Source organism: Paraburkholderia sediminicola (assembly GCF_046030555.1).
GTDB classification, from domain to species: domain Bacteria; phylum Pseudomonadota; class Gammaproteobacteria; order Burkholderiales; family Burkholderiaceae; genus Paraburkholderia; species Paraburkholderia sediminicola_E.
The window spans coordinates 321,236-347,346 of the sequence record NZ_JAQQCH010000003.1; the positions used below are offsets into that span (position 1 = coordinate 321,236).

Here is a 26,111-nt window from a genome sequence, read left to right on the forward strand (position 1 = left end):
GATACGTCTGCAGGCCTTATAACAGCGCAGTGTAACGCTTTTGAAGGCGCGGCGAAACGCATCCGGCACCGTTTTCCACGGCCATCCGGCGCGCATCAAACAACCCTGCAATAACGGCTTGGCGCGTCATAAACCTGAGTGGTTTACTGGGAAACCCTAAAGAGCGCGGGGTTAATGCCGTTATGCCTTGCATAGCTGTAAGGACCGCGCGACCGCGCGTCCGCACCTGCAAGGAAAGCCATGCGCAACAACCAGCCTGTCACCGGGCACGAGTACGAATTCTCTGCGTCACAGATGCTTGTCTCCGCGACCGACCTGACCGGCCGCATCCAGTATTGCAACCCCGCCTTCATCGCTGTCTCGGGCTACACGCGCGAAGAGCTGATCGGCCAGCCGCACAATCTGATCCGTCATCCGGATATGCCGCGCGAAGCCTTCGTCGACATGTGGGCGACAATCCGCGACGGTCGCCCGTGGACCGCACTCGTCAAGAACCGCCGCAAGAACGGTGACCATTACTGGGTGCACGCGAACGTCACGCCGGTGGTCGACAAAGGCGCGACGGTCGGCTATCTGAGCGTACGCGTGAAACCGGAACGCGACGCAGTGCGCGCCGCCGACGCGTTGTACGCGCGAATCAGCGCCGGCGAATCGCGTGCGTTCAAGCTGCATCGTGGCGTCGTGGTACGCACCGGCATGCTCGGGCGTTTGCAATCGCTGATGCGCCTGCCGGTCGCGACGCGTGCGGCAATCGGCTATGCGATCACGCCGTTGGCTTTGCTGCTGACCAGCCTCGCTGCATGGAACGGCGCACCGCCCGTGCCGTTCTGGATTGCGTTCGGCGTCACCGCCGCATTCAGCCTCGTCTCCTGGCGCGTGTTGACAAGGCAGCTCGCCGAACCGATTCGCGACATGTCCGGTTTCGCGACTCGCCTCGCCGCGGGCGATCTGACCGCCGATCTGGTGATCGCGCGTCACGACGATCTCGGCGACGTGCTGCAAGCATTGAATCAACTGAAAGCGAATCTCGCGGCGATCGTCTACGACGTGCGCGCGCAGATCACCGGCATACTCGACAACGCGCGCGACATCTCCAGCGGCAATGTCGACCTCGCGCGCCGCACTGAATTGCAGGCGGCGTCGCTCGAAGAAACCGCCGCCACGATGGAACAATTGACAACCACCGTGCAGGCCAACGCCGATGCCAGCGTGCGGGCGCTCGATCTGGCGAAAGACGCGCAAGCGGCGGCAGCCGTCGGCGGCAAGATCGCGGGTCAGGTCGAGCAGACCATGGCCGGCATCACAGCGGCCTCGAAGCGTATTGCGGACATCACGGGCGTCATCGACGGCATCGCCTTCCAGACCAACATCCTGGCGCTGAATGCTGCCGTCGAAGCGGCGCGCGCGGGCGAAGCGGGCCGCTCATTCGCGGTCGTCGCGGGCGAAGTGCGGATGCTGGCGCAACGTTGCGCGGCGTCGTCGAAGGAAATCAAATCGGTGGTCGAAGCGAGTGCAACCGAAGTGGCGCTCGGCACCGAACGGGTTGCACGCACGACCTCACAGATGCGCGTCATTGATGAAGCGGTGAGCCGCGTGTCGTCGATCATCGTCGAAGTGGCGAATGCCAGCAGCGAGCAGGCTGAAGGGATTCGCCAGGTCAATCAGGCGGTCTCGCATCTCGACGGCGCCACGCAGCAGAACGCCGCGCTGGTCGAGCAGGCGGCAGCCACGGCGCAACGTCTCGCGGAACAGGCCGACGTGCTGGACGAAGCGGTGCGTCTTTTCACCGTCGCCGATGCAACGCCCGCGCCGCGTGCAGCGCAGCCGCCGCGGCAGATACCCACGCATCAGGCAGCGTTACATGCGGCACACACGCCGACGCCCCAATTCAGGCGCGACGCCGCGCACGGAATCACGCACGAGGTCGAGCAGGAAGAATCCACATTGATCTGATAGATCGGCGTTACCCCCACCTCGACAGCGTGGAATTGGCGCATCAGGATGGAAGTGTCAGCGCCCAATTGGTTGCAAGGGCCGGCTGACCCAAGTAACAACGGCGTTTAGCAGCCCGTCCCTTCAAGGACGGGCTATTTTTTTCCCAGTTGTTTCTCGCGTTAAGCCCGGCCCTAACCGACGCGCGCGTCAGCACCATGACAGTCAGGGAGAAGGATTGCACCGCCAAGGGGCACGAAAAATGCAACCGTCGTTGCGGGGAGTCGCGTTAAACTGGTTGTCACAGTCGGGCGCCACGGCGCGCGCTGCCCGGTGGGCCGCGCCAGCTATTGGCCAATACCGCGCGGCGCCACGGCAAGCAGATAGGTGGACGGGCAGATTCCCCGGGTGTGAGCGCGGCACGACAGGTGGCGCGCGAACCTGGCAGTAGGCCCGTACAATGGTTCGATTAACAACGGAACAAGGACAAACTCGATGCGCACTACCGGGTCCTCCGGGTCAATGGCCCTCCTCACCGAATACGACGACGCAACGGCGCGCGAACTCCGCTCGCTGCGCCTCGAATCGACAGAAGACGGCAAAGGCATTCTTCTGATCGAGCTCGATGAGCGCAAGCCAGGCATTCACCGCGAAGTGCGCTACGAAATCACGCCTGCCGAGCTGATTGCGGCGATTCGTGCGCATGGCGCGGAGTTGCCGGGCGAACAACACAATCACCGTCAGTAAAGCCGCCGCGCACGGTATTGCGTTCAAGCGCGAATACCGTGCGCCGCTTCTGCCCCGCCAGCTCTGGTTTGCGACCCGTAGAAAGTCCTGCGGACGTCCGTAGGACGCGATTCGCCGCCCGCTTGCCGCGAGCACTTCAATCAATTTCACTTTGTTCCGCGCGTGTCTCTAATCCGCGCTGTTAATCCGCCAGGCATGCCGCGGCCGCGCTTTTAACATCCGAATAGCGGGCCTGTTTTCCGGGCGTTTGCACGTCCTGAAAATGCGTCCATAATCCTTGCATTCTCCTTTGCTTTGCCTACCTGCGACGCTCCCGAAAGGGCTGCGGATGTAAGCCGATGCTACATGATCTCGTCGAGCAGTATGGACCGGCGCTCGTTTTCGCGAACGTGCTGGCCGCCTCGCTCGGGCTGCCGGTGCCGGCGATGCCGTCGCTCGTGCTGTTCGGGGCGATGGCGGCCATGCATCCCGGTTCGGTGGGCACGCAATTGTTGCCGGTTCTCATCCTGTCGATCTTCGCCACGCTGATCGGCGACAGCGCCTGGTATCTCGCCGGTCGTCTATACGGCGGCAATACGCTGAAAACGATCTGCCGTCTTTCGCTGTCACGCGACACCTGTGTAAAAAAGACCGAACGCTTTTTCGGCCGCTGGGGCGTGCGCGTGCTGGCAGTGGCGAAGTTCGTGCCGGGTCTGTCGATCGTGTCGATTCCAATGGCCGGCGCAATGGGCACGCGCTATCGCACGTTCCTCACTTACGACGGCGTCGGCGCCGCCTTGTGGTCGGGTACCGGTTTGATCATCGGTGCGCTGTTCGCCCGGCAAATCGACATGCTGTTCGCCATGGCCGGACGCCTCGGGCGCACGGCCGCGCTGGTGGTCGTCGCGTTGCTGCTCCTGTATGCAACCTATCGCTGGATTCGGCGGCGTCAGCTGATTTCCAGGCTCGCGACCCAGCGGATCGAAGTCGAGGAGCTGGCGGCGTTGGTCGCGGCCGGCAAAACGCCGGTACTGTTCGATATCCGCTCGCAGGAAAAGCGCGCGCTCGACCCATTCGTGATTCCGGGCTCGCAATTCGCCGACGAACGGCAACTCGACCAGATCGTCGCAACCTACCCACACGATCAGAAGGTGGTGATCTACTGTTCATGCCCGAATGAAATATCCGCGGCATGGATGGCCAAGCAGATGAACGAAGCCGGTTTCGCCGACGTGCTGCCGTTGCGCGGGGGCATGGAAGCCTGGCGCGACTCGGGCAAGACGGTGGACGCACTCCCCGGTATGCCGCCGCCCGACGTGGCGGTCGACGATATCGCGCCGAAGGCCGTGTAGCGCAGCAGCGCATTCATATCGGCGCCCTCGCGCGCCCGCGCCGCTTCGCCCCCCGTGTCGATCAATCAGGACGAACACAGAAGGAGCGGTTCAATGCTGTCGACTCAAGAAGCTGAAGGGCAACAAACCGTCGTCGCCGACGCACCGTTTTCGTCGCTCGCGACGCGCATGCATCAGATGTTCCCCGAACTCACGTGTGCAGAGATCGATCGTCTGCGCCGGTTTGGCGAAGTGGGTCACTGGGAAGCCGGTGAGCTGCTGTTCGAGACCGGCCACACTGGCCCGGGTATGTTCGTGATGTTGAATGGGCGCGTGAAGGTTTATCAACGCGATGGCATCGGGCGCGAAGTCGTGATTGCGGAGCATGGCGCCGGGCATTTTCTCGCCGAAGTTGGCCAGTTGTCCGGACGGCCCGCGCTGGTCAACGGCATGGCCGTTAACGCGGTCGACGCATTGCTGATTCCGCCGGCCAAACTGCGCGCATTGATTGTCGCCGAGGCCGAACTGGGCGAGCGCATCATGCGCGCACTGATCCTGCGGCGCGTCTCGCTGATCGAAAAGGGTGCGGGCGGCCCGATCCTGATCGGCAACAGCAGTGACGCCAGGCTCGTGATGTTGCAAGGCTTCCTGTCGCGCAACGGCCATCCTCACTCAGTCATCGACGAGCGCGACGAAGACGCGCTGCGTCTGATCGAGCAATTCGCCGCGCAGAAAGAAGACATGCCGCTGGTGATCTGCCCGGACGGCTCGGTGCTGCGTCACCCGAGCATGCCGGAACTCGCCACCTGCCTCGGCTTGCTGCCCGATCTCGACAATTCGCATGTGTACGACGTCGCGATCGTCGGCGCGGGGCCGGCCGGCCTCGCCACGGCCGTGTACGCGGCGTCCGAGGGCCTCTCGGTCATCGTGCTCGACAGCCGCGCGCCGGGCGGCCAGGCGGGCGCCAGTGCGCGGATCGAAAACTATCTCGGCTTTCCGACCGGCATCTCCGGTCAGGCGCTGGCGGGCCGTGCGTTCGTGCAGGCGCAGAAATTCGGCGCGCACGTCGCGATTCCGGTCCATGTGAAGGCGCTGAATTGCGCGGAGTCGCCGTATCGGCTGGAGCTCAAGTGCGGCGGCCAGATCACCTCCCGCGCGATTGTGATCGCAAGCGGTGCGGTCTATCGGCGCCCGGCACTCGAAGGACTCGACCGCTTCGATGGGCGTGGTGTTTATTACTGGGCGTCGCCGGTCGAGGCCAAGCTGTGCAAGCGCCAGGAGATCGTGCTGGTGGGCGGCGGTAATTCGGCGGGCCAGGCGATCGTCTATCTGGCGACGCACGCGGCCAAGGTTCACGTGCTCATCCGCCGAAGCGGCTTTGAAGCCACCATGTCGCGCTACCTGATCGACCGCATCCGTTCGCTGCCGAATGTGTTCGTGCATCCGCATTCGGAGGTCGGCCGGCTCGAGGCGGACGAAATCGGGCTAGCGTCGGTCTCGTTAAAAAAGCCGCTGCCGGACGGCACCCAAAGCTTCGATACGCGGCATCTGTTCCTTTTCACCGGCGCGGATCCGAATACCGACTGGCTGCGCACCTGCGGCGTGGAACTGGACGACAAAGGCTTCGTGCTGACCGGCACCAGCGTGGACGGTGCGGTCTGCGATCTCGCTACGACTGTCGAGGGCGTGTATGCGATTGGTGACGCGCGCGCCGGGTCGACGAAACGCGTCGCGGCGGCGGTCGGGGAAGGCGCGGCGGTGGTCGCGCAGATTCACCAACTGCTGGCGGTGTCGGCTGGCGAAGCCGTGGCTTTGGGCGCCTGACGCGGCTGAATCGTCTGAAACGCCCCGCCGGCGCCGGAATGGCGCTGGCGGGTAATCTGCTGTTACACACGCCTTCAACTGGTTGCACCTGTCTTGCTTTCTGTCTCGTAATATTGCCGTCAGCCATTCGACAGCGAATGGCAAGCTCTTTCGACCGCAATTTTGCATGGGACCAGCGTCAGTGCGTTGCACTCACTCTGGTCGATAACCTTGCATGGGACCAGAGTAAGCGCTAAAGCGCTAACTCTGGTCGACAGCCTTGCATGGGACCAGAGTAAGCGCTAAAGCGCTAACTCTGGTCGACACAGGAGACAAGCATGATCCAACGCGCGATCGTTTTCGCCGCCTTCGGCCTTGCCGCCGCCTGCGTATCAACCGCCGCCTCGGCCCGCGTGGACGTCGGCGTGTTCGTCAACACTCCCGGCCCCATCTATGCCCCGCCGCCGGTGATGTACGCGCCGCCGCCGGTCGTTTATGCACCGCAACCGGCATATGGCTATGGGTATCGCGGCGATTACTACCGTGGGTATCACGGGCACGGGCACCGTGACCACGGCCGCCACCGCGGCTGGGATCGCCATCATGGGCACGGCCGGTAACGTCGGTTCATGACGTGCCGTGCACCAGGCTCCGCTTGGGTTGCGCCTTCTTATGCCATGCCTTTTTCGCCTGCGCTAGCGTCGTCCCGCACGCCGATTCGTCTGCCGTATTCACGCTACAGTAGCGACTGCTGATCCAGGCCGGACCTTGCGTCCGCTTCCATCGCAGTCACTTATTGATCAAAGCCCGTGACCGACGCCCGCGTGAAGACTCTTCCGCTATCCGCCGCGCGCACCCTGCATCTGGCCGCGCAAGGTTTGTTGACGCCGCCCCGCCGCAAGGCGGTCAAAGCCGACGTGCTCGACGCGATCCGCCGCATGGCGCAATTGCAGATCGACACGATCCACGTCGTTGCGCGCAGTCCCTATCTCGTGCTGTTCAGCAGGCTCGGCGCGTATCCGCAGCAATGGCTCGACGAGCATCTCGCCGAAGGCAAGCTGTTCGAATACTGGTCGCATGAAGCCTGTTTCGTGCCGACCGAAGACTACGGCCTGCTGCGCCACCGCATGCTCGACCCGAGCGACATGGGCTGGAAGTACGCGGCCGAGTGGCACAAGAAGTACCGCAAGGACATCGACAAACTGCTTGCGCATATCCGCGCGACGGGTCCCGTGCGTTCAGCCGACTTCGCCCGTGAGGCGGGCAAGGGTAATGGCTGGTGGGACTGGAAACCGGAGAAGCGTCATCTGGAAGTGCTGTTCGCAATCGGGCAATTGATGGTGGCCGAGCGGCGCAATTTTCATCGTGTCTACGATCTGACCGAACGCGTGTTACCGGACTGGGACGACGCGCGCGACCTGCCGCCGCGGGAAACCGTCACGGAAGAAGCGTTGCGCCGAACCTGCCGCGCGCTCGGCGTCGCGCGCGCCGATTGGGTCGCCGATTACTACCGGCTGCCGCGCCGTCCCTATCGCGACGAACTGCGTGCGCTCGCCGATCGGGGTGAGCTGATCCCGGTGCAAGTGGAAGGCTGGAAGCAAGACACGTTCGTTCATCATGAATTCGCGCCGATGATCGACGACGCGGCAACCGGCAAGCTCGCATCAACCGTCACCACGGTGCTGTCGCCGTTCGATCCGGTGGTGTGGGACCGCAAGCGCGCCGCCGCGCTCTTCGGCTTCGACTATGCGATCGAATGCTATACACCGGCTGCGAAGCGCAAATATGGCTACTTCGTGCTGCCGCTCTTGAGCCGGGGGCGCCTGGTCGGTCGCGTGGATGCGAAAGCGCATCGGACCCATGGCGTGTTCGAACTGAAATCGCTGCACATCGAACCCGGCGTGCGGCTCAGTGCGAGGCTTGCGGGCGATCTGCGCCGCGCATTGCAGCGCTGTGCGGACTGGCACGGCACACCGCAGCTGGAGATCACGTCCGCGCCGCCGGAATGGCTTGAGGCGATGAGCGTGGACACCAGTCTGGAAGCGTGACCATGCGGCACAAGACGCGTTCTTAATGCAACGCCGCCCACGCGAGCGACAAGGAAAACACGCCCAGCACAATCGACGCGCCGCGCTGCATCTTCACCGGATTCATCCAGGTGAGTTTGCCGCTGCCAAGCGCCGCGCCGAACGCGATCCACGCCAGCGCGATCGGCACCACCAGGCAGACGAATATCAGCATCGCCATCGCATAGGCGGGCACATGCGTGAACGCAATGGAAGGAAAGATCGTGCCCGCGAACAACAGGCCTTTCGGGTTCAGCAGCGTCGCGACGAATAGCGTACGCATGCCGCTCGCCCGCTGCGTCGAATCGGGCAGGGCCACCGCCGCGCGCCACATATCGACGGCGAGATACGCGATGTACACACCGGCCGCCACGCGCAACAGTGAAGGCAACCACGGCAACGCGTGCGCGGCTTGCGCGAGAAAATGCCCCCACACTGAAATCGACACGAGATAGCCGGCCAGTTCAGCGGCGATCAGCGGCAAAGAAAGTCGCACGCCCTGACGCAAACCAGCGGCCGCAAGCAGCGTATTGGTCGGACCCGGCGTAATCAGCACCACGATGATGCCGACAGCCAGCAACGCAATCGCAGACGAGGAAAGCATAAAAAAGGCGCAATGGTGGAAACAATGCGCCTTTTTATCACAGAGAGCCGCGCCGCCGAAATGCGGGGGCGATTACGATGCGAACCACGCCGTCCGCAGGCGGCGCACGACTGCCTTCAGTGGTCGAGTTTCGCGCGCAATTCGCGAGCCGCTTCCAGCAATCCCTCATAACCTGACCGTGCGTGCTCAGGCAGATCGGGATCGCCGACGAACGCGCCGAGGGTTTCGATCAGACTATACAGAATGCCCTTTGCGGCACCTGAAGCAATGCTGCCGGACGAGACCTGCTGATCCACGTGACTGAGCGCGGCATCGAGGTGTTCCAGGTCGGGCCGATCGCCCGTGGGCGGCTTAGGCGTTACGTCTTGCGTCATAATGAAACTTCTCTCCTATGTCGATCCGGAGTTAGCGCTTCAGCGCTTACTCCGGTCCCATGCAAAGCGGTCGATCCGGAGTTGGCGCTTCAGCGCTTACTCCGGTCCCATGCAAAGCGGTCGATCCGGAGTTGGCGCTTCAGCGCTTACTCCGGTCCCATGCATCGGTGAACAAATCCATCCTTTCACGTTGTTATATACCGATCGTGCGCTGGCGTCTATTCGTGATCGAACTCAGCGCGATCCACGTGATCCACGTTAAGGCGTCCGTCGATACACGAGGATTTCTGCGCACACGTCGAAGCGCATAACCTCACGCGACAATGCGCCGTTATTTGCCTTTAAGCCTCACGCGATAGGCACATCGTCGCGCGCCGGCAAGCACATGCTCCTCGCGCTCAATCGAACCTTCCTCGCCAACGATCTCCGCGAATAGTTGCAACTCCGTGCGGCAAAAGCCCTGGCAGGTGCGTGCCGCCGCGCAGATCGGACAGTGGTTCTCGAGCAGCAGCCAGTCGCGCCCGTCTTTCTGCAACTCGGCCATATAGCCTTCGGTGCTGCGCAGTTCCGCGAGTCGGGTGAGCCGTGCCTTGAGACCCTTGATCGGCTTGAGCACCGCGAGATAGTTCGAGCGCGTTTCTATCGCTCGCTGATCGATCAATTTGTCGAGCCCCTCTTCGCCGAATAAATGGCGGATCGAGCCGAGCAATTGCACCGTCAATTGCGGATGCATATCTGGAAAGCGTGCGTTGCCCGCTTCTGTCAAACCCCAGCTTTGACCCGGCCGCCCCGGCCCCGCCTGCGACGCCTGGCGCCCTTCGATCAAGCCGTTTGTTAGCAGCTTCTGGATCTGTTGCCGCGCGGCTTCGACCGTGATGCCGAGTTCGCCCGCAATCGACGCCGTCGACAAAGGCCCCTGTGTCTTCAACAGATTCAGGATGCGATCCACCGGCGCAGCAGTCGACGCGGCTCGCGGGATCACTGGCGAATTTTCCAAGCTTTCATTTGCATATCTCATCGGAGCACATTATTATCCAAGCCAATACTTGCATAATAAGCCAGCCTCGCACGGCTGTCCATGACATGAAAAATCTGCAATCGGATGGTCCGGCCTGGAGCGATCTGCTCAGCGGCAGTAACGGCTGGCGAGCCTTGGGCCTCGCGGGCGGCGTCGCGCTGCATGCCACCAATGTGTATGTGGCGACGACGATCCTGCCGTCGGTCGTGCATGACATTGGCGGCCTCGAACTGTACGCGTGGAACACGACGCTGTTCGTAGTCGCGTCGATTCTCGGCTCGGTGCTGTCGGTGCGCCTGCTCGCGGTGCTCGGCGCGCGCTCCGCGTACTTCAGCGCGCTGGCGGTGTTCGCACTGGGCACCGTGGTATGCGCAACTGCACCGTCGATGCTGTGGATGCTCGCCGGCCGCACGCTGCAAGGTCTCGGCGGCGGCATTCTGCTCGCCCTCAGTTACGCGCTGATTCGTGTGGTGTTCGAAGAGCGCCTGTGGCCGCGCGCGATGGGACTGGTGTCGGGTATGTGGGGCGTTGCGACGTTATGCGGACCCGCGGTCGGCGGCATCTTCGCGCAGCTCGGCGATTGGCGGCTGGCGTTCTGGGTGTTGCTGCCAGTCGTGCTGCTGCTCGCCGTGATCGTGCATCGCGAGGTCGACGACACGCGCGCCCACGGTGAAGCGGCTCAGCCAATCCCGTTACTCAAGGTCAGCTTGCTCGGCGCTTCAGTACTGGTGATCTCGCTCGCCGCATTAACCGATGACATGCGCTGGAACGCGCTCGGCGTCATCGCCGGTCTCGGCTTCGTCTGGCTGCTCGCAAGACTCGAACGCAGCGACACCCGCACGCGCTTGTTGCCGAGCGGGTCGTTCTCGATTCACACGCGGATCGGCAGCATCTACGCCTGCATGAGCCTGCTCGGTATCGGCGTGACCAGTGAAATCTTCGTGCCGTATTTCTTGCAGACGATCCACGGACGCTCGCCACTGGCCGCCGGTTATCTGACCGCATTGATGGCGGCCGGCTGGTCGGTCGGCTCGATGTTCAGCGCCGGCCGCTCCGCCACCGCCGCGCAGCGCTTGAGCCGCGCCGGCCCAGTGGTCGCGGCACTCGGACTCGCCGCACTTGCATGGCTGATGCCGAAAGCAGGATTGTTCGATGGCTTGCTGGGCACGGTCGCATTCTGCGCGGCGCTCGCGAGCGTTGGGCTGGGTGTCGGGATCGGCTGGCCGCATCTGCTCACGCGTGTCTTTACCGCCGCGCAACCGGGCGAAGAAAACCTCGCGTCACTCTCGATCACCACCATTCAACTGTTCGCGATGGCGTTCGGCTCGGCGCTCGCGGGCCTCATCGCAAACGGTGCCGGTCTGACGACCCTCGCCCCGCTGCCAGGCGCACAACACACCGCGCTCTGGCTGTTCGCGACGTTCGCGCTCGCGCCCCTGCTCGCTGCCGGGCTGACCCGCCGCACGCCGCGCCTCACTGGAGAAGCATTGTGATAGATCGAGTACAAGCCATGCGGGTCTTTGTGCGGATCGTCGATGCCAGCAGCTTCACGCGCGCCGCCGAGTCGCTCGACATTCCGCGCGCCACCGCGACGACCACCGTGCAGGCGCTCGAATCCCTGCTCGGCGTGCAGTTGCTGGTGCGCACCACGCGCAAGGTCACGTTGACCGCGGAAGGCGCCGCCTACTACGAACGCTGCGCACAAATTCTCGCCGCAATCGAAGAAGTCGAGTCGGGCCTGTTCAACAGCCCGGAGAATCTGCGCGGCCGCTTGCGCATCGCGATGCCGGGCATGATCGCCGCATCGATCGTAGTACCCGCCCTGGCCTCGTTTCGTGCGCTGCATCCGCAAGTCGAGCTGGTGCTCGGCGTGAGTCATCGCACGCTCGATCTGGTCGGTGAGAGCGTGGATTGCAGCATCGAGTTGGGCGAGTTGCCCGACTCCCGGTTGCTTGCACGCCGCCTCGGGCTGCTCGAACGCGTCACCTGCGCGAGCCCGGCTTATCTCGCGCGGTTCGGCGAGCCGCGTCACCTGGACGATCTCTCGGATCACGCCGCGGTGAACTGGCTGTCGACGCAAACCGGCCGGCGCATGGACTTCGACTTCAACGTGGCGGCGCGGGCGAGCAAGGTGAAAGTGGACGGTTTCATTCAGGTGAACGACGAACACACGTACCTCGCGTGCGGGCTCGAAGGACTGGGGATGATTCAGCCTGGACGTGCCGCCGCTGCGCCGTATCTTGCATCCGGGCAGTTGGTCGAGGTCTTGCCGAAGTGCAAGCCGACACCCATCGCCATCTCCGTGACGTATGTGAAAAGCCGGCAGATTTCACCGCGCGTGCGCGCCTTCGTCGACTGGCTCGCCGAAGTGTTCGAAAACACCCCGGGAATGGTTAAGGCAGTGCCACGGCTGGCCGATCCACCGCCGTGGCCGGTGCTCGATGCGCAGCGGTTACAGGAAGGCGGTACGACATCGCACTAAGCGCACCGACGCGCCAGGGCGCATCGAGGTGCCGAGGTGCACTGACGCGTCTCAACGCGCCTGAGCAAATTCCTCTGCCACCGCCGCAATCAGCACCTGCATCCGCGCGGTCTTGTACAGGTCGGTGTGCGCGACGACCCAGACATCGAACGGCTCCCCTCGATGCGGCATGACGCGCACCAGTTCCGGTTCGAAATCGGCGCGAAAACGCGGCAGCTCGGCAATACCGAAACCGGCAATGGCCGCTTCGAACAGCATCGCAGTAGATTGCGTCTGGAACACGAGACGCCCACGTGAAGTCGGCTCGCCGCACAGCGGCGCCCACATCGATGGCGAAACCGGCTGTTGATACATCACCAGATCGTGACCGTCGAACGCCTCGCCTTCGCGCGGCTCGCCGCGTGCGGCAACGTAGTCGCGCGACGCGTAAATACCGACCTCCAGCTGCGCGAGCTTACGCGCGATCAGGTCCGGCGCATCGGGCCGCAGCGTGCGGATCGCCACGTCGGCTTCGCGCCGCGTCAGATTGGTGATCTGCGCGGACGTCACACAGACGATCTCGATGCCCGGATGCGCGCGCCGTACTTTGGCAATGGCCGGCACCACGAAGCGTTTGCCGAGCGAATCGGTGGTGGCGACGCGAATCGTGCCGGCCAGTTGATCGTCGAGTCCGGCAATCCGCCGTTCGATCGACAAGGCGGCCTGCTCCATCGTCTCAGCCGCCCCGAGCAATGCTTCGCCGGCAGGCGTCAGGACGAACAAGGCGGGGGTGCGCAGAAACAGCGTTGTCGAAAGCGTTTCTTCGAGCGCGGCGATCCGCCGGCCGACCGTCGCCTGATCGACCTTGAGCTGCGCCGCCGCGCCGCGCAACGTCCCCGTGCGCGCCACGGCGAGAAAAAATCGTGCGTTGTCCCAGTTGATCATTGGCTAAGTTATCCGTGATGCATTTTTGCATCATACACATGCAAATTCACTGCTTTATTGCATTCGCGTAGGTGACTAGACTTCGTCGATCGACCCAATTGCAGATCTAGTCCAAGGAACGTGCGATGACCGAATGCACCGCTGAACAACCGCTGCCCGCCGCGCTCGCCGCCACGGCGCGGCAGGCCAAACGTCCGCGCCTGACATTGGCGTTGGTGGCGAGCGGCATGTTCATGGCCGTGCTCGACACCACCATCGTCAACGTCGCCCTGCCCGCGATGCACACCAGCCTGGGCGCGTCCGTGGGCGGTCTCGCCTGGATCGTCGACGCGTACACTCTGAGCTTCGCCGCGCTGATCCTCGCGGGCGGCGTCGCGTCCGACCGGTTCGGCGCGAAGGCGGTGTACCTGTGGGGACTTGCGTTGTTCGTCGCCGCTTCTGCGGCTTGCGGGCTGGCGCCGAACGTCGGCGCACTGGTGGTCGCGCGCTTCGTTCAAGGCAGCGGCGCGGCGCTATTCCTGCCGGCGTCGCTCGCCATCGTGCGCAGCACGTTCGACGATCCTGTCGAGCGCGGCCGCGCCATCGCGGCGTGGGCAGGGCTTGCCTCGGTCGCGGCGGCAATCGGGCCGGTGCTGGGTGGGCTCCTCGTGCAAGGCTTCGGCTGGCGCAGCGCGTTTCTGATCAACGTGCCGACCGGGCTGCTTGCGTTCATGGGTGCGTGGGTCGTCGTGCGCCATTCGACGCGCAGCGTCGGCCGCCGTTTCGACTGGAGTGGGCAATTAGCGAGCATCGTCGCGCTCGGGGCGCTCTGCTATGCGGCGATCGAATTGCCGTCGCGCGGGATCGCTGCCCGCGAGGTGTGGGGCGCGGCACTGCTCGCCGTGCTGGCGACGCTGACGCTCGTCGCCGTCGAGCGCTGCGCACACCATCCAATGGTGCCGGTCGAGTGGTTCAGCAACCGCATGTTCGTGACGATGAATGCGATGGGCACGCTCGTCTACGTCGGCTACTTCGGATTGTTGTTTGAGTTGAGCCTGTATCTGCACGGCGAGTTCGGTTTCAACGCGCGGCAGATCGGTCTTACGCTTTTGCCGCTCGCCGGCAGCCTGTCGCTCGGCAATGTACTGGCCGGCAAGTTGCATGGCCGCTTCACGGCGACGCAATTCATGACGACAGGACTTGTGCTGGCCGCCATCGCAGTACCGGCGATGGCAATGAGTCTGGAATGGCGCGCGCCGTGGGTCGTTACGTATGCAGCAATGGTGATGTTCGGCGGCGGTACGGCGTTGTCGGTGCCGCCGATGATTTCGACCGTGCTGGAACAGGTGCCCGGCGAGTTGGCAGGTGTGGCCTCGGGCGTGCTGAATGCGTTGCGGCAGGCGGGTGGCCTCGTCGGCGTCGCGATGGCGGGTGCGGCGACGATTCTGGCGTCGCATGTGTCGACGGCGTTGTGGTGCGTTGCCGGAATGGGCCTGGTGGCGTATGCGAGCGCAGCGGTCCTTGCTGCGTTCGCGGCCTTCGCGCCGGCATGGAGCGAAGGCCGGCGGCCAGCCTAAGTTTTTTGCTCGGCTGGCGCGGCCGGGTGCTGCCGCACCATTGCTTTCGGCCGGTCGTAAGCTTGGGTCACGCGCCGCCCGATCAACCAGCGGCCGTTCCAGGCCTCAAGTGTGTTCTGACGCCGCAGCTTGAGCAGCAGCCGCTTCCGCCGCGGCCACAGCGGGCGATATGATCGCCGCCTGACCAGTCTGCCGGCGCGAACGGCCCGAGCTCAGATAGTCGGCGATCGAATCCTGCGTGACTTCGCCGATGTAACGGCCGTCGCTATCCAGCACCGGCATCCATGACGAGTTGAACTGATACATCTTCGACAGCACGATGCGCAGATGCTCGTCGGCGCTCACCGTCGCCTTGAACTCGCTCAGATGCTCGCCGCACACGCCCTGTCCCGCGCGCGCCGCACGGCGCGTCACATAACCGAGCGCCTGCTGGTTGTCGTCGACGATGGTCAGGTAGCGGTTATCGCTATCGTCCATCATCTGGAACGCGCGTGCGACCGGCGTATCGGCGCGTGCGGTTTCCGGCTGCGTCGCGGCGTCACCGGCCTTGACCAGCAGCAGACGCTTCAACGTGCTGTCCTGGCCGACAAACGCGCCGACGAACTCATCGCGCGGATGCGCCAGCAGCGTATCCGGGTGATCGTATTGCACGAGTTGCCCGCGGCGGAACACGGCGACGCGATCACCGAGCTTGATCGCTTCGTCGATATCGTGACTCACCATGATCACCGTCTTGTTCAACTGACGCTGCATCTGGAAGAACTCGTTCTGGATCGACTCGCGGTTGATCGGGTCGACCGCGCCGAACGGCTCGTCCATCAGCAGCACCGGCGGATCTGCCGCCAACGCGCGAATCACGCCGATCCGCTGCTGCTGCCCACCCGATAGCTCGCGCGGATAGCGCTTCAGATACTGCTTCGGATCGAGCGCGACCATCGACATCAATTCCGTCGCGCGTTCGCGGCAGCGCTTCTTGTCCCAGCCGAGCAAACGCGGCACAACCGTGATGTTTTCTTCGATCGTCATGTTCGGAAACAGGCCGATCTGCTGGATCACGTAGCCGATGTGGCGGCGCAATTCGACTTCGTTCAGGCCCGAGGTGTCTTCGCCGTTGATCAGCACGCGGCCCGAGGTCGGCGCGATCAGACGGTTGATCATCTTCAGCGTGGTGGTCTTGCCGCAGCCCGACGGTCCGAGAAACACGCAGATTTCTCCTTCGCCGACAGTGAGGCTCACCGAGTCGACGGCACGTACCTGCTGGCCGTCTTTCTGCGTAAACGTCTTGGTCAGTTTATCGAGTTCGATCATGTCTTTTGTACTCCCTTCGGTGTCAGCAAGCGTTGCAGCGCTTGCAGCAGCAAGTCGGCGACGATCGCGAGCACGCTCACGAGCACCGCGCCCACCAGTAGTTTCATCATGTTGCTTTGCCCGATCGCGCGGATGATCAGCGTGCCGAGGCCGCCTGCGCCGATCACGGCAGCAATCGTCATCACGCCGATGTTCATCACCACTGCCGTGCGCACGCCGCCGAGAATCACCGGCACCGCGAGCGGCAGATCGACGAGGCGCAGTCGTTGCCAGTCCGTCATGCCGATGCCGATACCGGCTTCCTTGATGCCGGCGTCCACGTTGCGCAGTGCGAGGTAGGTGTTGCGCATGATCGGCAGCAGCGAGTAGAGGAACACGGCGGTGATCGCTGGTACTGCGCCGATGCCCTGGCCAAAGCGCGAAAATACGGGAATCATCAGGCCGAACAGTGCGATCGACGGCAAGGTCAGCACCACGGTTGCAACGCTCAGCAACGGCGCGGCAAGCCATTCATGTCGATTGATCAGGATACCCAGGGGCACGCCGACGAGAATCGCGCAGCCCACGGCGATGCCCACCAACCACACGTGCTGCGCGGTAAGTTGCAGCAGTTCCGGCCAGTTGGCTGATAAATAGTCGAATACATTCATATCAAGGTCTCCGCTCAGGGCAGCTTGTGCGTGCGCAGGAATTCCGCCGCGACTTCATGCACCGGCTTGCCGTCAATGTCGACCTGCTTGTTCATCTCCAGCATGGCGTCGTTGTTCAGCGCATCGGACAGCGCGTTCAACTGCGTGGCGAGTTGCGGGTTCTGGTCGAGGATCGGTTTGCGCACCACCGGCGTGGCGTTATATGCGGGGAAGTAATGGCGGTCGTCTTCGAGCGGCATGATGTTGAAGCCTTTCACGCGGCCGTCCGTCGTATAGATCAGACCGATCGACACCTGGTTGTTATGCAATGCGGTGTAGACGAGGCCCGGGTCCATCTGACGCGTTTCCGCGCGGCTGAAATTCATGCCGTACGCGGCTTCGAGCGGCTTCAAACCGTCCGGACGATTGGCGAACTCCGCGTCCATCGCGAACACGTGTTTCTTCTTTGGCTCCGCGTTCAGCTTCGCGGCGAGTTGCGAGATCGTGCGGATGCCGGTTTGCTGCGCCACCTTCTGCGGCAACCCGAGCGCATACGTGTTGTTCAGCGGCGAGCAGTCGAGCCAGACGAGGCCACGTTTTGCATCGAGCATTTTCACGCGTTCGTACATCGTCTTCGGATCGAGCTTCTCCGTGATCTTGTTGTAGACGATCGCGGCGGTGCCGGTGTATTCCCACGTGATATCGACCTGGCCGTTCTCCTGCGCACTGCGCAGCAGCGTGCTGCCGAGACCCGTGCGGGCGTCGATCGTGTAGCCCTTCGAGCGCAGGTACTGCGAGGTGATTTCGGTCAGAACATATTGTTCGGTGAAGTTCTTGCCGCCGAGCACCAAAGTCGCCGCGCTTGCGTGAAGGCTGGTGATGAGCAGGGCGCCGGCTGCGATCCAGCGGCCGCGTTTGAACAGATTCATCATGCCGTCACCCCGCGTCGTGCGAGCAGGTAGCGGCTGCCGGCCGAGACGATGCCGTCGAGCACCAGCGCGAGAATCGCGGTAGCCGCGGCGCCGAGCAAAAGCTGCTGCTGATTGTTCAGATAGATGCCTGGGAAGATCAGCGTGCCGAGGCTGTCCGCGCCGATGAGATACGCGAGCGGTGCGCTGCCCACGTTGATCGCAAGCGCCGTCCGCACGCCGCCGATGATGATCGGCATCGCGTTAGGCAATTCCACACGCACAAGTGATTGCCAGCCGGTCATGCCGAGACCGCGGGCCGCTTCACGCAAGGCGGGTGACACACTTTTCATGCCTTCGTAAGCGTTACGCGTGATCGGCAGCAACGATGCAAGAAACAGCGCGACCAGCGCAGGAATATCGCCGATGCCGAAGATGCCAAGCGCGATCGCCAGCACGGCCAATGATGGAATCGTGTTGCCGATGTTGAAGATTTGCATGAAGCGTTCGGCGTGACGCGCGAACGACGGGCGGCTGAGCAGCACGCCACAGGGGATGCCGACAATGAGTGCGAGGGCCATCGAATAGCCGACCAGCAGCAAGTGCCGTTTCGTGTAGTAGACGAGATCGGGCATGTACTGGCGCAGTGCGCTGGGGTCGATCGCACGGCACAGCAACGCGACGACAATGCCGACGGCGACAAGACTGCCGATCAGTCTGGCAGGACGTTGAATCATGAAGATGCGCCTCCTTGTTCGAGCGACGCGCGGAAATAGCCACGCCGCACAGGCGTCGTGACGACGCTGCGAATGGGAAGTTCGGGACGCGGCTAGTGCCGCGAATTGAACCGAGTGGTGCCGGGGAGTTTGTTTTTCCTCGGCGCGATGGCGGGGGTTTTGCTTCCGCCTTCGGTGGCTTGCCGGTTCGTTGTTAGCAACCGGCTGGTGCCAGATCCATCGATGATGTGGATAGCTGCGCTGGGCCGCTTGTCCGGTTTTACTGGGGTTTGGGGCCCCTTGGGTGCGGGTTCTTCACCTGCGGTGGGCTGGATGCGGTTTTCTGCTAATCTGCATTCAACCCCGTCTAACTTAGGCTATGTAGCTGGGATTTCACGGCTAGGGTGAGGGGATTATACGGCCGTTGGGTGGGTTCGTCTACCCATGCGGTTAATTCATAGGGTTTGGGGTTGTTGGGTTGGGTGCCTGCGGCGGTGGGCTTTTGCTGGTTTGTTTTGCCTGCGCGGCGTTTGTTTTTGCATGTCTGCGGTGGTGGCCTTTGCTTGATTGCGGTGGCCTTTCCTTGATTTCTTATTGGACCAAAGGTGTTGCAACGACCGGTTGAATCCGCCGCTCACACCGCTAATTCTTAAGCGGGTCCCCCGCGCAGTTGCGGTAGTGGTGCATCTGGAATCTGTGCCCTCGCACATTCAGCCTTGATGACAAGGGCGTCATTCTTCCGGCGGCGCGGCGCGCGCCGAAGCGCGTTTCATTGAACCGCCCGGCAGCCCTTTCAGTTCACACTGGCTGCCCTGTAAAGCACTTGCGATTGCCGCTTCGCGCTTTTCTTGCTCCCGGAAAAGCTCAACAGTGATGTCTTCCCCCATTTTTTTTGCTCCCGGAAAGACTCACCTTTAATGATGTCGGCGCACGCCGGTCGTTCAGGGCATCACCGGCCTTGAACCGCTCTCCTCACACATCGTCGTCGGCTCCGGCGTCTCGTTCACTTACCCTTAAACACCGGTGGCCGTCTCTCTGAAAACGCCGCCAATCCTTCGCTAAAGTCCGCGCTTTCGCATGTCTGTCGACGCAGTTCGGCAATCTGCTCCATCGCCTGAACAGGCATAGGCTGCAAATCTTCAAGAATCCGAAGTTGTTCCTTCACCGCCTGGATCGCCAGCGGCGCTTTGCTTGCTATTCCACGCGCCAGTTCAAGCGCCGTTGCTTCCAGTTTGTCGCTGTCGACCAAGCGGTTGATTACACCGAAACGCTCCGCGCGCGAAGCGTCGAGTGGCTGCGCGCTGAAGAACATCTCCTTCAATACGTGAATCGGCACGTTGTTGAAGAAACGCAGCAAGCCGCTCGTCGTATAAGGCAGGCCAATGTTCGCCGGCGTCATCGCAAAACGCGCGCTGGCGTCGGCGACAACGAGGTCGCAACTCATCGCAAGATCGACAGCGCCACCCCACGCAGAGCCCGACACCATTGCGATCACCACGCCCGGGTAAGCACGCACTCGGCGCAACACCTGCTCCAATGGCTTGCCGTAGGCAATCGGGTCGCGGTCGTGCACCAACTCTCCAAGGTCGTGGCCCGCGCTCCAGACGTCCTGCCCGACGCCGCTGCCAAGTATCACGACCGGTATGCGCTGTGCAGCGAGCTCGCAGAGGTGCGAATCGAGCGCTTGCAACAATTCCGCGCTGAGGGCGTTCCTGCGCGTAGGATGGCTGAACGTCAAGCGTGCGATCCGTTCATCTACGATATCGACCGTTACCGCATACGGTAATGTGTTCGGTGTGTTCATTGCGTGACCTCTGCGGTATGTCCAAAGGTTTTCAGCCCGCTCATTGCGTCATTCCCGCCGCGCGTTCCAAAGCCTTCTCCGGCCGCGAATATTCGCCCTGTTGATGCACTGCTTTGGCAGCAAGCAACGCCTCAATCGAAACCTCATCGAAACCCGCTTCGCGCAATACATCGACCGTATGTTCGCCAAGGCCCGGCGGCGCATGCCGGCTGATGTGACGCGAAGCATCGCCCGTTACCGCGGAACTCGATACCGGCGTCACGACCTGCCGCAGCGCCCCAAGCGTCGGATGCTCGACCGTTTCCACTAGCCGGCAATGCTGCACCTGCGGGTCGTCAAACACTTCGTCTAACGTATTGATCGGACCGGCGGGCAACCCCACACCGATGAAAAGTTCAGTCCACTCCCTTTTGCTGCGCGTCTTCAACCGCGCTTCCAATGCGGCCTTCAACTCATCGCGATGCGCAACGCGGGCTTCGTTGGTCGCGAAGCGCGGATCGTCCGGCAATGCCGGCAAATCGAGCAACTGGCACAAGCGCAGCCACATGTCCGACGTGATCGGCGCGATGTTGAGCGGGCCGTCGGCGGTTTCGAACACCCCATAAGGCGCGATCACCGCGTGCGCGTTGCCGGTGCGGCGCGGAATGTCGCCAAGGCTCAGGTAGCGCTGTCCGTGCACGCTCAGCAACCCAACCAGACTCGCGAGCAGCGACGTGCTCACATGCTGGCCACGCCCCGTTCGCTCACGCTCCAATAACGCGGACAATATCGCCATCGCGAGCCACATGCCCGAACTCAGATCGCCGATCGCGGTGCCGATGCGCGTGGGGTCGCCATCGGCGAAACCGGTCAGGCTCATCAGCCCGGAATAGCCTTGCGCGATCTGGTCGAAACCGGGCCAGCCGCTCATCGGACCATCGGCGCCGAACGCGTTGATGCTGCCCATCACGAGGCGCGGATTGCGCGCGCTCAGCACGTCATAGCCAAGCCCCATGCTGTCGATGGTGCCAGGCTTGAAGTTCTCGATCACGACGTCGGCATCGTCGATCAGCCGGTGAATCGCGGCCAGTCCGTCCGGGTTGCGAAAGTCGATACACACGCCACGCTTGTTGCGGTTGCAAGATAGATAGTAGGTGCTCACACCCCGGTCGAACGGCCCCCAGGTCCGGCTCATGTCGCCGCCCGGGCCTGGTTCGACCTTGATGACGTCCGCGCCGAGATCGGCCAGTACCATCGAGCAGAACGGCCCCGACAGCGCGCGGCTCAGTTCGACAACCTTGATTCCTTGTAACGCTTGCATTCAGTTCTCCAACGAATTGATGACGGGGGCGGATAGCTCGAGCGATGCGCCCGCCTACGCGCTATTCCGGCAACGTCTGATGACGGGTCTCCACAGCAAACGGCAAAATCAGCAGACCGATCGCAAAGGCCACCGCTGTCCACGCGACCGGCAATCCGAGCGAACCTTGCCAATGAATCGCGGCAGCCAGCAGGAAGTTCACGCCGGCGCCAAGCAGGCGGCCCACGGACGCATTGAAGGCAAATGCGGTAGCGCGTATCCGGGTCGGGTATTGCTCGGGCAGCCACAGCGAAAAGATCGCGAAATTGCCGCCGAAAAAGCCGAGAAACAGCAGTGACACCATGAATAGATTGAGTCCGTTCGGCAGATAGAAAACCCAGCCGAAGGCGAACACAATCGACACCGCCATGCCGGCGAAGTACACGCCAAGCGCACCCCGTCGCCCCAACCGTTCCGCCAGCCACGGCGCCACAAGACAACCGAGAATCGTCCCGACCGACAGCACCGCCGCCCCGATCGACGCCAGATGTACGGCACCGACGCGGTCGATGCCGGCACGCGTCGCCAGCGTCACAACCGCGCTCGCTTCATAGACCGAACCCGCCCACAGTCCGATGATCGCGACGCCCACGAGGCTCGCACTCGTCAACGTACGACGCCGATAAGCCGGCGCGAATATCTCCATCAGCGGCCGGCGCTTGGGCAGAGCCGCGACGTTCGTCCGGCCAACGCCATGCGCGGCCTTGCGCCATTGACCCGGCTCTTTCACCTTGAGCGCCGTGAAAATCGCGAGCAACGCCGGGGCGAGACCGCACAGGAACATCGCGCGCCAGCCGTACGTCGCGCCGACCGTATAGTTCAGCAAAGCAGCAAGGAAGAATCCAACGTAATAACCGGTTTGGAGATAGCCCGCGCCCATCTTGCGGCGATCCTCCGGCCAGCTCTCGGCGACATAAGTACCCGCCAACGCCCATTCGCCGCCCACGCCGATGCCGGCAATCAGCCGGAACGCGGCCAGCTCCCAGACGTTGTGCGCGAACGCCGCAGCGCCGGTGAACACCGAATAGATAAGAATGCTCGCGGCCAGCGTCTTGACCCGACCGAAACGATCGGCGAGGGGTCCCCAGATGAACGACAACCCCCAGCCGATCAGAAACAGCGCAAACAGGATCGAGCCGTACATGCCGAGATTGCCAGGTGTCGCGGCAATGCCCGAAACAGGCAGCAATTCGGTCAGCGCCGGAATCAGCACCAGCGCGTAGATCACCGAATCCACGCCATCCAGCACCCATCCCGAGTAAACCGCCCAGAAGCCGCCAATTTGCTCGCGGGTGAGGGGCGTGCGCCGCGGCTTGAGCCCGGGCGTCGATGCAGCGATCGCTTTGGACATTCTTGTCTCCTGACCGGCAGGCGCCGGCCGTTTTGAAGCAGCGCCAGACAGCTCAGGCTGGGCACGCTTCGGTTTTTTGTGGATTGAGTATAAGAACGCGCTCGATAATCGAAAAATATGATATTTCTCTAGCTCGATCGGATTTCGTTATGGAATGAGGGAGCGAGCGGCGCACATGGACCTTCGGCAACTGCGGTATTTCGTCAAAGTGGTGGAGTGCGGCAACGTCACCCGCGCGAGCGAAGCGCTGCATATCGCGCAGCCCGCGATCAGCCAACAGATGCGCAATCTGGAGCGCGATCTGGGGATGCAGTTGCTCGAGCGCAGCGTACAAGGCGTGGCGCCCACCGCAGCCGGGCAAACGCTTTACCGGCATGCAGTCGAATTGCTGCGCCAGGCCGACAGCACGCGCGAACTACTGCGGCAGGACGCCGAGCTTCCGCAGGGCAGAGTGTCGGTCGCCATGCCGTCGAGCACCGCGCGGATGATGGCGATCCCGCTCGCACGCACGATTCGCGACCGTTACCCCGGCATCGCGCTGGAATTGGTCGAAGCACCGAGCGCGGAGCTCGGCAGTCTGATCGGTAGTGGACGGGTGGAGCTGGCTGTCGTGGTGGACGCGGTCGAAACGCGCGGGGTCGCCGCGCAAAGATTGCTCACCGAGGCGCTCTATCTGATTGCGTGGCCGGAATTTCAGATGCCATGCGAGCCGGTGTCGATCGCCGAACTCGCGCGCATGCCGCTGATCCTGCCGAGCGCACCGAATACGATTCGCAGCCGCGTCGAGTGGGCCCTGCGCGAGGCCGGGCTGCCGTGCGAGATCCTGTTCGAGGCTAGTTCGACCGCATTGTTATTCGCGGCAGTGATGGCGAAGTTAGGCGTGACGATCCTGCCGTGGACGGCCGCGCACGTCGAACTCGATGAACACAAGCTCAAACTTGCCAAGGTCGATCACCGGCTGTTCTCGCGCGACCTGTCGCTCTGCTGGCACGACACGGCATTACTGAGCAATGCCGTGCAGAAGGTCAAGGCGACGATACTCGAACTATTCGACAGCCTGGGAAAGCGGCCGGAGTGGACAGCGGCGGATTAGGGACAGCGCCGCTTGAAAACGCCTCCGCCAATGCACCTCGCCAAAGCGCCGTTATTCAGGATGTCATCCCCTGGGATTGGCGTCGCACCCAAGGCGGCCTTCAGGAAGGCTTCACCGGCCGCACAAAGAGTCGCCGCATGAGATCGAACGCCACCAGATTCCCCGCCACCACCAGCAGGAGCCCGAGCACCGCCAACGCGGACCATCGGTAGCCTTCGAATACTGTCGATGCCGCGAGCGCCACAATCGGAAACAGCACGGTGCAGTAGGCGGCCCGTTCCGGCCCGATGCGCCCGACCAGCATCAGGTATGCGGTAAAGCCGATCACCGAGCCAAACACGGCCAGATAAACGAGCGCGCCGAGATAGCGCGCGTCAGGCTCGATGGAGAATGAAAAGCCGGCCAGTGCGCTGCCCACCGTCAAGACGCCGGCGCCGATCAGCATCGCCCAGCTATTGGTAGCGAACGGGTGCAGGCCCATCGATTGCATCCGGCTCGACAGCAGATTGCCGGCTGAAAAGCACAGGGTGCCAAGGAACGCGATAGCGAGTCCCAACCACACCGTGTGGTCGCCGATGTGTCCTGCCATCTGCTGGACGAACAGGCAGACGATGCCAACGAGCCCCAACGCGGCACCGGCAATCGCCGACGGTTGCAACGGACGCCCCATGAAGAGCCGGCCGTTGATCGAATTCAGCAGCGGCGCGGTGGAAAACACCACCGCGACGAGGCCACTCGGCACCACCTGTTCGGCGTAGTAGAAGCACAGAAAGTTAAGACAGAAGAGCGCCAGGCCTTGCGCGGCCAGGAAACGCCATGCGGCGCGCGGCGGCCAGATGGGCCGGCGCATGATGCGCAGCAGCGCGAACAGGATCAGCGCCGCGATCCAGAAGCGCCACGCAATCGACACGGGCGGCGGCACCGCGCCCAATTGCCATTTGATCGCGATCCACGTGGTGCCCCAGATCAGGACGGTGACGGCATAGAGCGAAAGATTCATGACGAAGCCTGTAGCAGCAAAAGCGGAAGCTCAACTATGCTGCCGCGCCCGCTGCCGCACTTGTCCAGGATTGCGCACTTTTTCGGACGGGCGCGCCGCCGGGGATCACCCGCCGTATACTGAGGCTTACCCTGTCATCGGAAGCATCCCGCTCGTTCCGTGAACGCCAGACCGCCCGCCCCCGTGATCGAATCCACCGAAACGCCGTTCGGCCTTCAGTCGGTCTGTCACACGTTGCGCAGCGCCAATGCGAATCTCGAACGCTTCGCGTGGCTCGGCGACCGGCTCGCCATTGCCGTCTGGACCCGCGATACCGAGGAGGCCGAGACCGTTTATGATCGGCCCGGCCATCACACGCTGTCGTGCTATCTGGATGGCGGCTATCGCACGGAGCGTCAGAAGATGCCCGGGCGCTACGGCGCGCCGTCGCGGCTCTGCGCGTTGCCCGGCGAGCATGAATCGCGCTGGTGGGTACGCGGCCACATGCATTTCATGCATCTTTATTTCCTGCCCGAACATTTCACCCAGCGCGCCGTGCAGGAACTTGATCGCGAGCCGCGCGAACTGACGCTGGCCGATCGCACCTATTTCGAAGACGCGCGCATCGCGAGCGTGTGCCAATCGCTTGCCAATGAGGATTGGCAGGGCCCTGATGGCCTGCTGCGAACCAATGAAACCGCGCATCAGGTGTTGAGTCTGCTGCTGCGCGCACAAGGCGTGCGCCGCACGGATACATCGCTCAAGGGTGGGCTGTCGGTCGCAACGCGGCGGCGCTTGCGCGACTACATCGAGAGCCATCTGGCACAAACGCTCACACTCGGTGAACTTGCCGGTGTAGCGGCGTTGTCGGAATTTCATCTGGCGCGCATGTTCCGCACCTCGTTCGGACTGCCACCCGCTGCGTGGATCGCGCAGCAACGGCTCGAACGTGCTCGCACGCTGTTGCGCACCACGAGACTGCCGCTCGCGCAAGTCGCCGAACAATGCGGCTATGCCAACGCCAGCCATTTCAGCCATCGTTTCCGTGAGAGCGTCGGCGTGGCGCCGACGGCGTATCGGCAGGTGGTCAGCGCGCAATAGCGGCTGGCGTGCTGAAAACCATCGCCAACACACGCGCCAGATGGATCGCGTCGACGCCCACGCCGAC

24 protein-coding genes are annotated in these 26,111 nt (G+C 63.0%); 11 read left to right on the top strand and 13 right to left on the bottom strand.

What is annotated here, in order from left to right; translation table 11 throughout:
• Positions 1 to 240: 240 nt before the first annotated feature.
• The 6 genes from PQQ52_RS07155 to PQQ52_RS07180 all read left to right on the top strand — a co-directional run bounded on the left by PQQ52_RS07155 (position 241) and on the right by PQQ52_RS07180 (position 7,840).
• On the top strand, positions 241 to 1,953 hold the full coding sequence (locus PQQ52_RS07155) for a methyl-accepting chemotaxis protein (RefSeq protein ID WP_408208423.1): 1,713 nt from the start codon (positions 241 to 243) through the stop codon (positions 1,951 to 1,953).
• 474 nt (positions 1,954 to 2,427) lie between these two features.
• A complete protein-coding gene (locus PQQ52_RS07160) occupies positions 2,428 to 2,679 on the top strand; it encodes a hypothetical protein (RefSeq protein WP_408208426.1) in 252 nt (83 codons plus the stop codon).
• 338 nt (positions 2,680 to 3,017) lie between these two features.
• On the top strand, positions 3,018 to 4,010 hold the full coding sequence (locus PQQ52_RS07165) for a DedA family protein/thiosulfate sulfurtransferase GlpE (RefSeq protein WP_408208429.1): 993 nt from the start codon (positions 3,018 to 3,020) through the stop codon (positions 4,008 to 4,010).
• 93 nt (positions 4,011 to 4,103) lie between these two features.
• The gene (locus PQQ52_RS07170) at positions 4,104 to 5,813 is read left to right on the top strand and encodes an FAD-dependent oxidoreductase (protein WP_408208432.1); all 1,710 of its coding nucleotides are present in this window, start codon (positions 4,104 to 4,106) and stop codon (positions 5,811 to 5,813) included.
• 317 nt (positions 5,814 to 6,130) lie between these two features.
• Entirely contained in the window at positions 6,131 to 6,412 is a 282-nt protein-coding gene (locus PQQ52_RS07175; RefSeq protein WP_408208435.1) for a hypothetical protein, read from the top strand.
• A gap of 204 nt (positions 6,413 to 6,616) precedes the next feature.
• A complete protein-coding gene (locus PQQ52_RS07180; protein ID WP_408208438.1) occupies positions 6,617 to 7,840 on the top strand; it encodes a winged helix-turn-helix domain-containing protein in 1,224 nt (407 codons plus the stop codon).
• A gap of 22 nt (positions 7,841 to 7,862) precedes the next feature.
• Here PQQ52_RS07180 and PQQ52_RS07185 read toward each other — a convergent pair whose 3' ends face one another.
• The 3 genes from PQQ52_RS07185 to PQQ52_RS07195 all read right to left on the bottom strand — a co-directional run bounded on the left by PQQ52_RS07185 (position 7,863) and on the right by PQQ52_RS07195 (position 9,833).
• Entirely contained in the window at positions 7,863 to 8,462 is a 600-nt protein-coding gene (locus tag PQQ52_RS07185; RefSeq protein ID WP_408208441.1) for a LysE family translocator, read from the bottom strand.
• A 116-nt stretch (positions 8,463 to 8,578) separates the two neighbouring features.
• Positions 8,579 to 8,836 (bottom strand): hypothetical protein, encoded by a 258-nt coding sequence (locus PQQ52_RS07190; protein ID WP_325044137.1) that lies wholly within the window; start codon positions 8,834 to 8,836, stop codon positions 8,579 to 8,581.
• Between the two features lie 331 nt (positions 8,837 to 9,167).
• Complete coding sequence (locus PQQ52_RS07195; protein WP_408208444.1) at positions 9,168 to 9,833, bottom strand: helix-turn-helix transcriptional regulator; 666 nt, start codon at positions 9,831 to 9,833, stop codon at positions 9,168 to 9,170.
• 86 nt (positions 9,834 to 9,919) lie between these two features.
• Here PQQ52_RS07195 and PQQ52_RS07200 point away from each other — a divergent pair, with 86 nt between their 5' ends.
• Together PQQ52_RS07200 and PQQ52_RS07205 are read left to right on the top strand one after the other, a co-directional pair.
• Positions 9,920 to 11,347: an MFS transporter gene (locus tag PQQ52_RS07200; RefSeq protein ID WP_408208447.1), complete on the top strand. Its 1,428-nt coding sequence runs from the start codon at positions 9,920 to 9,922 to the stop codon at positions 11,345 to 11,347.
• On the top strand, positions 11,344 to 12,336 hold the full coding sequence (locus PQQ52_RS07205) for a LysR family transcriptional regulator (protein ID WP_408208450.1): 993 nt from the start codon (positions 11,344 to 11,346) through the stop codon (positions 12,334 to 12,336). The genes PQQ52_RS07200 and PQQ52_RS07205 overlap by 4 nt, the downstream gene beginning before the upstream one ends.
• Positions 12,337 to 12,387: 51 nt before the next feature.
• Here the strand turns inward: PQQ52_RS07205 and PQQ52_RS07210 are convergent, their stop codons facing one another.
• A complete protein-coding gene (locus PQQ52_RS07210; RefSeq protein WP_408208638.1) occupies positions 12,388 to 13,257 on the bottom strand; it encodes a LysR family transcriptional regulator in 870 nt (289 codons plus the stop codon).
• A gap of 128 nt (positions 13,258 to 13,385) precedes the next feature.
• Between PQQ52_RS07210 and PQQ52_RS07215 the strand changes: the two genes are divergently transcribed.
• Positions 13,386 to 14,816 carry an MFS transporter gene (locus PQQ52_RS07215; protein WP_408208453.1) on the top strand — a complete coding sequence of 477 codons (1,431 nt, stop codon included), beginning with the start codon at positions 13,386 to 13,388 and terminating at the stop codon, positions 14,814 to 14,816.
• 105 nt (positions 14,817 to 14,921) lie between these two features.
• On the opposite strand, the gene PQQ52_RS07220 is transcribed toward PQQ52_RS07215, so the two are convergent.
• The 8 genes from PQQ52_RS07220 to PQQ52_RS07255 all read right to left on the bottom strand — a co-directional run bounded on the left by PQQ52_RS07220 (position 14,922) and on the right by PQQ52_RS07255 (position 22,871).
• On the bottom strand, positions 14,922 to 16,124 hold the full coding sequence (locus PQQ52_RS07220; RefSeq protein WP_408208456.1) for an osmoprotectant ABC transporter ATP-binding protein OsmV: 1,203 nt from the start codon (positions 16,122 to 16,124) through the stop codon (positions 14,922 to 14,924).
• Entirely contained in the window at positions 16,121 to 16,774 is a 654-nt protein-coding gene (locus tag PQQ52_RS07225) for an ABC transporter permease (protein ID WP_408208459.1), read from the bottom strand. The genes PQQ52_RS07220 and PQQ52_RS07225 overlap by 4 nt, the downstream gene beginning before the upstream one ends.
• Before the next feature lie 14 nt (positions 16,775 to 16,788).
• A complete protein-coding gene (locus PQQ52_RS07230; RefSeq protein WP_408208462.1) occupies positions 16,789 to 17,685 on the bottom strand; it encodes a glycine betaine ABC transporter substrate-binding protein in 897 nt (298 codons plus the stop codon).
• Positions 17,682 to 18,398 carry an ABC transporter permease gene (locus PQQ52_RS07235; protein ID WP_408208465.1) on the bottom strand — a complete coding sequence of 239 codons (717 nt, stop codon included), beginning with the start codon at positions 18,396 to 18,398 and terminating at the stop codon, positions 17,682 to 17,684. Before PQQ52_RS07235 ends, PQQ52_RS07230 begins: the two co-directional genes overlap by 4 nt.
• Before the next feature lie 710 nt (positions 18,399 to 19,108).
• Complete coding sequence (locus PQQ52_RS07240) at positions 19,109 to 19,264, bottom strand: hypothetical protein (RefSeq protein ID WP_408208468.1); 156 nt, start codon at positions 19,262 to 19,264, stop codon at positions 19,109 to 19,111.
• A gap of 116 nt (positions 19,265 to 19,380) precedes the next feature.
• The gene (scpB, locus tag PQQ52_RS07245; protein ID WP_408208471.1) at positions 19,381 to 20,181 is read right to left on the bottom strand and encodes a methylmalonyl-CoA decarboxylase; all 801 of its coding nucleotides are present in this window, start codon (positions 20,179 to 20,181) and stop codon (positions 19,381 to 19,383) included.
• A gap of 40 nt (positions 20,182 to 20,221) precedes the next feature.
• Positions 20,222 to 21,481 (bottom strand): CaiB/BaiF CoA transferase family protein, encoded by a 1,260-nt coding sequence (locus tag PQQ52_RS07250; protein ID WP_408208474.1) that lies wholly within the window; start codon positions 21,479 to 21,481, stop codon positions 20,222 to 20,224.
• A gap of 61 nt (positions 21,482 to 21,542) precedes the next feature.
• Positions 21,543 to 22,871 carry an MFS transporter gene (locus tag PQQ52_RS07255; RefSeq protein ID WP_408208476.1) on the bottom strand — a complete coding sequence of 443 codons (1,329 nt, stop codon included), beginning with the start codon at positions 22,869 to 22,871 and terminating at the stop codon, positions 21,543 to 21,545.
• 175 nt (positions 22,872 to 23,046) lie between these two features.
• Between PQQ52_RS07255 and PQQ52_RS07260 the strand changes: the two genes are divergently transcribed.
• Entirely contained in the window at positions 23,047 to 23,964 is a 918-nt protein-coding gene (locus PQQ52_RS07260; RefSeq protein WP_408208479.1) for a LysR substrate-binding domain-containing protein, read from the top strand.
• Between the two features lie 100 nt (positions 23,965 to 24,064).
• On the opposite strand, the gene PQQ52_RS07265 is transcribed toward PQQ52_RS07260, so the two are convergent.
• Entirely contained in the window at positions 24,065 to 24,964 is a 900-nt protein-coding gene (locus PQQ52_RS07265; protein WP_408208481.1) for a DMT family transporter, read from the bottom strand.
• 159 nt (positions 24,965 to 25,123) lie between these two features.
• Between PQQ52_RS07265 and PQQ52_RS07270 the strand changes: the two genes are divergently transcribed.
• Positions 25,124 to 26,044 carry an AraC family transcriptional regulator gene (locus tag PQQ52_RS07270; protein WP_408208484.1) on the top strand — a complete coding sequence of 307 codons (921 nt, stop codon included), beginning with the start codon at positions 25,124 to 25,126 and terminating at the stop codon, positions 26,042 to 26,044.
• The last annotated feature ends 67 nt before the right edge of the window (positions 26,045 to 26,111 follow it).